The sequence below is a fragment of the Paenisporosarcina sp. P5_A11 genome, assembly GCF_056400705.1.
Genome location: NZ_JBFUKT010000190.1, coordinates 1 through 6,260 on the forward strand (window position 1 = coordinate 1; position 6,260 = coordinate 6,260).

Below are 6,260 nucleotides of genomic sequence, written 5' to 3' on the forward strand. Positions count from 1 at the left end.
CTTCACCTTTGATCAAACGATATGCACGTTTGTGTTCAAAGAACATTACAGGATCATCATCACGGATTGCAGCTTTTAATAAGCCTTTTGCATCGTAAGGTGTTGAAGGAATCACGATTTTTAATCCCGGTTGGTTAGCAAAAATTGCTTCCACAGATTGTGAATGATAAAGTGCTCCATGAATTCCTCCACCAAAAGGTGCACGGAAAACGATTGGACAAGACCAGTCATTATTTGAACGGTAACGAATACGTGAAGCTTCAGAAATGATTTGGTTAACTGCTGGCATGATGAAATCAGCAAATTGCATTTCTGCAATCGGGCGCATTCCATACATTGCTGCACCAATTCCGACACCAGCAATAGCAGATTCTGCTAACGGAGTGTCCATTACGCGGTCTCCACCAAATTGATCGTATAGTCCTTGAGTAGCTTTGAATACGCCACCTTTATGACCTACGTCTTCACCAAGGATAAAGACGTTTTCATCACGTTCCATCTCTTCTTTCATTGCAAGTGTAATCGCGTCAATATAAGACATAACTGCCATTATGCGTTCCCCCCGTCTTTTTCAGCATAGACGTATTTCAAAGCATCTTCAGGTGCAGCATATGGAGCATTTTCTGCATAATCTGTTGCTTCGTTAACTTCTTTCATAATCCGGTCATTCAAATCTTTTTCAATTTCTTCAGTTAAAATGTTCAATTCTGTTAGATAAGCAGCGAACTTGCCGATTGGATCAGCAGCTTGTCCCTCTGCAAGATCCTCTTTAGTACGATATTGGCGTTGGTCATCATCAGATGAGTGAGCCGTCAATCGGTGCGATACCGCTTCGATTAAGCTTGGGCCTTCTCCGTTACGAGCACGGTCAGCAGCTTCTTTAACCACTTTATAAACTTCTAAAGGATCTGTTCCATCGACTGTGAAACCAGGCATACCGTAGCCAATTGCACGGTCAGATACGTTTTTAGCAGCTACCTGTCTATCGTAAGGTACAGAAATCGCATACTTATTGTTTTCCACCAAAGTAATACATGGTAATTTATGAACACCTGCAAAGTTTAATCCTTCATGGAAGTCACCTTGGTTAGATGAACCTTCACCTAGCGTCACGAAAGTAATGAAATCTTTTTGTTTAATTTTTCCCGCAAGTGCCACTCCAACTGCGTGTGGAAGTTGTGTTGTTACTGGAGAAGAACCTGTCAATATACGATTTTTCTTTTGCCCAAAGTGACCAGGCATTTGACGTCCACCTGAGTTTGGATCTTCCGCTTTTGCAAAAGCAGAAAGCATCAAATCACGAACTGTCATACCGAAGTGTAAAACTACACCCATATCACGGTAATAAGGTGCGATATAATCTTTCGTGTTATCAAGTGCGAAAGCCGCACCTACTTGTGTTGCTTCCTGGCCTTGACATGAAATAACGAAAGGAATTTTCCCTGCACGGTTCAATAACCACATACGCTCATCCACTCGACGTGCCATAAGCATCGTTTCAAAAATTTTAAGTACGTCATCGTTAGACAACCCTAGTTCTTCATGACGATTTTTTGCCATCTGAACATCCCCCTTTTAATCTGTGATTGTTACATATGAATTGCTTTACCTTCAACAGCCAAAGCCGCTTCACCCATCACTTCAGAAAGTGTTGGATGTGGGTGTATTGTGTTTGCAATTTCCCAAGGCGTTGCATCAAGTACCATAGCTAGACCTGCTTCAGAAATCATATCTGTTACATGAGGTCCAATCATGTGTACACCAAGAATATCATTTGTATTTTTATCAGCGATGATTTTCACAAAGCCGTCTGATTCGCCATAAACAAGGGCTTTTCCGATTGCTTTAAATGAGAATTTACCCACTTTCACATCGAAACCTTGATCTTTAGCTTGTTGTTGCGTAATCCCAACACTTGCCGCTTCTGGATTAGAATAAATACAACGAGATACTAGGTTGTAATCAATCGCATGTGTCTTTTGACCTGCAATATGTTCAACCGCTGTAATCCCTTCATGAGAAGCAACATGAGCAAGTTGTAAGCCTCCAATGACATCCCCAATTGCGTAAATGTGAGATTCTTTCGTTTGGAACGTATCTTTTACTTGGACAAATCCTTTATCAACCAAGATATCCGTATTTTCAATCCCAATATTTTCTACGTTCGCTTGACGACCCACCGAAACCAACATCTTTTCAGCTGTAAACGTTTTTGTTTCACCTTTTAACTCTGCAGAAATTGTTACCGACCCATCAGAAGTTTCTAATGTCTCAGATAGCACTTTTGCACTTGTCGCAAAAGTAATCCCTTTTTTCGACAATAGTTTTTGCATTTCTTTTGAAACGTCTGCATCTTCCGTTGGAATAATACGATCTGCATATTCAATTACAGTTACTTCTACACCAAAATCATTTAACATAGAAGCCCATTCAATCCCAATAACACCACCACCAACGATTAGGATGGATTTTGGCAACTCTGTCATAAGAAGTGCTTCATCAGAAGTCATGACCTGAGTTCCATCGATTGTTAAGCCTGGAAGTGAACGAGGACGTGAACCTGTCGCAATAATTACGTTTTTCGGAATAAGCATTTCATTTTCTTCACCATTGTTCATCTCAACAGAAACTGTTCCACCTGGAGATGGAGAGAAGATTGACGGTCCTAACATTCGGCCAGTACCTTCAAAAACATCGATTTTCCCTTTCTTCATCAAGCCTTGAACTCCTTGATGAAGCTGTGAAACGATGCTTTCTTTACGTGCTTGTACACGTGAGAAATCTAATGTTACTTCTCCAGTGTTAACACCAAAGTCTGCAGCATGATTTTTTGTTGTTGCATATACTTCAGCACTGCGAAGTAAAGCTTTACTTGGGATACAACCTTTATGTAAACAAGTTCCACCTAAGTTTCCTTTTTCAACGATTGCTGTTTTTAGTCCTAACTGAGCCGCACGGATTGCAGCTACATATCCGCCAGTCCCGCCTCCAAGAATAACGATATCGTAATTTTGAGCCATAACTTTCGGCCTCCTTTTATTTTAGGTTCGGGTACACTTTTGCTTGTTCTTCACCATTTAGCACGCGAATGGCACCTTCTGATAAAGCTTGTAATTCATTTTCACCTGGTTGCACAACAACATCAGCAATCCAGTTAATGCGTTTTGAAATCGACTCAACAAAGTCTTTTCCGTAAGCTAATCCACCTGTTAATATGATGGCATCAATTTTACCATCTAACACAGTACTTGCCGAACCAATTTCTCGTGCAACTTGATAAGCCATAGCATCATAAACAAGTTCAGCTTCTTTGTCGCCTTTTGCTATGCGTTTTTCTACAGCCACGGCATCGTTCGTGCCAAGGTAACTGACAAGTCCACCTTGCCCTACTAATTTTTTCATGATCTCATGTCGATAGTATTCGCCAGAGAAACAAAGATCAATTAAGTCACCGGCAGGAACTGTCCCTGCTCGTTCTGGACTAAATGGTCCATCTCCGTGTAACCCATTGTTAACTTCGATCACTCGGCCATTTTGATGGACGCCAACTGTAATACCGCCACCCATATGAGTAACTATCAGTCGCATGTCTTCATAGTTTTTGCCGCACTTTTTAGCATATCGTCGTGCAACAGCTTTTTGATTTAATGCATGAAAAATTGATTTTCGTTCAATTAACGAAAATCCTGAAATGCGTGCAATCGGAGCCAACTCATCTACGACCACTGGATCGACAATGTAAGAAGGTATATTCAAACCTGTTGCAATTTCAAATGCTAAAATCCCACCTAAGTTAGACGCGTGTTGACCAGAGTATCCTTTTTTTAAATCTACTAACATTGCGTCATTTACCGCATAAGTTCCGCCTTCAATTGGACGAAGGAGTCCACCTCTACCACACACAGCAGACAACTTCGAAATGTTTATTCCTTCTTCATCCAATGCTTCTAAAATCGTTTGCTTACGAAATTCGTACTGATCAATGATAGAAGAATACTTTCCAATCTCTTCAGAAGAGTGTCGGATTGTTTTCTCCATCAATAAAAAATCGTTTTCAAAAACACCAATTTTTGTAGATGTGGAACCTGGGTTGATGACAAGAATGCGATATGTATGTTCTTGCACAATGATTCCTCCCAAAAATTTCAAAATTTTAAAATAACAAAATATTAGCTCATCCGATTGCTTTAGAATCTCAGTTTTAAAAAATGTTGCAGATGAGTTCCTTCAACAACCGGATCCAGCTAATACAATACACTATTTTCTAAATTAACGTCCGCTTAAAATATGTTTGCCGTTTTGTAAGAATTGGCTACGTGATTTACCAACACGAGCGATTCGTTCTTCAGCCAAACGGTCAGCTGCTAAATATGTCGGAATTCCTTGAGTGCGTGAAATTTCCATTACTTTAGCAATGTTGTCATAAACTGTTTCTACACGTTTCATTGCACGTTCACGGTTGTAACCATATAACTCATCCGCAACGTTGATTACTCCACCAGCGTTAATTACATAGTCAGGTGCATAAACGATACCAAGTTCATGTAATTGATCACCGTGAGTAGTTTCTCTTAATTGGTTATTTGCAGCGCCAGCGATAACTTTTGCTTTTAATTGTGGAATCGTATGGTCATTAATAATTGCACCAAGAGCACATGGAGCGAAAATATCAACTTCTTGTGAATAGATTTCATCTGTATTAACTGCAGTAGCACCGAACTCTTCAACCACGCGGTCAACAGCTGCTTTATTAATATCAGTAACAATTAGAATTGCGCCTTCTTCATGTAAATGACGGCATAAGTTATAAGCTACGTTACCTACACCTTGAACTGCAATGCGTTTGCCTTCAAGTGAATCACTTCCGAATGCTTCCATTGCTGCAGCTTTCATACCACGGTATACGCCGTATGCTGTAACTGGAGATGGGTTACCTGATGAACCAAATGCAGGTGAAATACCTGTCACGTAGTTTGTTTCTTCATGAATTAAATCCATATCAGCTACTGTAGTACCCACGTCTTCAGCAGTAATGTAACGACCGTTTAAACCTTGAATGAAGCGACCGAAAGCACGGAACATTTCTTCGTTTTTGTCTTTTAGAGGATCGCCGATAATAACTGCTTTACCACCACCAAGGTTTAAACCAGCAGCTGCATTTTTGTAAGTCATTCCTTTTGCTAAACGAAGTGCGTCTTCAATTGCATCTTCTTCTGAAGCGTAAGTCCACATACGTGTACCGCCTAGAGCTGGTCCTAATGTTGTATCGTGAATCGCTATAATTGCTTTCAATCCTGAAGTTTTATCTTGGCAAAATACCAATTGTTCGTAATCATAAGTCTCCATATATTTAAAAATTTCCATAATAAATTCCTCCTAGGTTTTGGTTGTACTTTCAGTTACTAGACGAACAAATTGCTAATGCTAATGAGTTTAATTTACTCTCTGCACTATCTGATCGTGAAGTTAAGACAATGGGCGCTTTCGCTCCTACTATAACCGCTCCTACTTTTGCTCTCGCAAAGTAAACAAGTGATTTATATAAAATATTGCCTGCTTCAATATTCGGTACAAGCAAAATATCGGCTTGTCCTGCATGTTGACCTGTTAAACCTTTATGATGGGCAGCCTCAACCGAAATAGCATTATCAAGCGCGACTGGTCCATCAACCACGCAGCCTTTTATTTGTCCTCTTATATTCATAGCTACTAGAGCAGCAGCGTCAAGAGTGGGTTGCATCGATGGGTTTACGGTTTCAACCGCTGCGAGTGGAGCTACAATTGGATTTTCAACACCAACTGAATGTGCTACCATTACAGCATTTTGGATTATTTGTGCTTTTTGTGCTAAATCTGGTGCAATATTCATTGCAGCATCTGTGACAAAAATCAAACGTTCAAAACCATTGATTTCAAATGCAGCAACATGGGAAAGTACGCTTCCTGTTCGAAGTCCGAAATCCGGATTCAACACAGCTTTTAAAATTAAAGCAGTAGGAATATGTCCTTTCATTAAAACGTTTGCTTCATTTAAATGAACAGACTTTACGGCTGCTATTGCCGCTTGTTGATCATCTTTAACATGTTGTGTGAAGATTTTAGGATGATTCAATAGGTGCGGAAAATGTTGAGTCATCATTTCTTTTAACTTTTGTTCCTTATCGTACAAACGAAAGCTTGCCATATCATGTTCAATTGCCATGCTAATAGCGTCCAGTACTTCCAAATCTGCCGCAGATGCTACTGCTACGACATTATCG

6 protein-coding genes are annotated in these 6,260 nt (G+C 40.0%); all 6 read right to left on the bottom strand.

The features are described from left to right. Positions 1–550, bottom strand: a 550-nt coding sequence (locus AC1DOS_RS17230) for an alpha-ketoacid dehydrogenase subunit beta (RefSeq protein WP_477538488.1), incomplete at its 3' end; no start/stop codon positions are given. Beyond that, complete coding sequence (locus AC1DOS_RS17235) at positions 550–1,560, bottom strand: thiamine pyrophosphate-dependent dehydrogenase E1 component subunit alpha (protein ID WP_108586801.1); 1,011 nt, start codon at positions 1,558–1,560, stop codon at positions 550–552. The genes AC1DOS_RS17235 and AC1DOS_RS17230, both read right to left, overlap by 1 nt. 29 nt (positions 1,561–1,589) lie before the next feature. Next, the gene (gene lpdA, locus AC1DOS_RS17240; RefSeq protein WP_108586802.1) at positions 1,590–3,020 is read right to left on the bottom strand and encodes a dihydrolipoyl dehydrogenase; all 1,431 of its coding nucleotides are present in this window, start codon (positions 3,018–3,020) and stop codon (positions 1,590–1,592) included. Between the two features lie 16 nt (positions 3,021–3,036). After that, positions 3,037–4,125, bottom strand: a complete 1,089-nt coding sequence (buk, locus tag AC1DOS_RS17245; RefSeq protein ID WP_477538489.1) for a butyrate kinase — start codon at positions 4,123–4,125, stop codon at positions 3,037–3,039. A gap of 144 nt (positions 4,126–4,269) precedes the next feature. Further along, on the bottom strand, positions 4,270–5,364 hold the full coding sequence (bcd, locus tag AC1DOS_RS17250; protein ID WP_108586803.1) for a branched-chain amino acid dehydrogenase: 1,095 nt from the start codon (positions 5,362–5,364) through the stop codon (positions 4,270–4,272). 31 nt (positions 5,365–5,395) lie between these two features. Further along, positions 5,396–6,260, bottom strand: an 865-nt coding sequence (yqiS, locus tag AC1DOS_RS17255) for a phosphate butyryltransferase (protein WP_477538490.1), incomplete at its 5' end; no start/stop codon positions are given.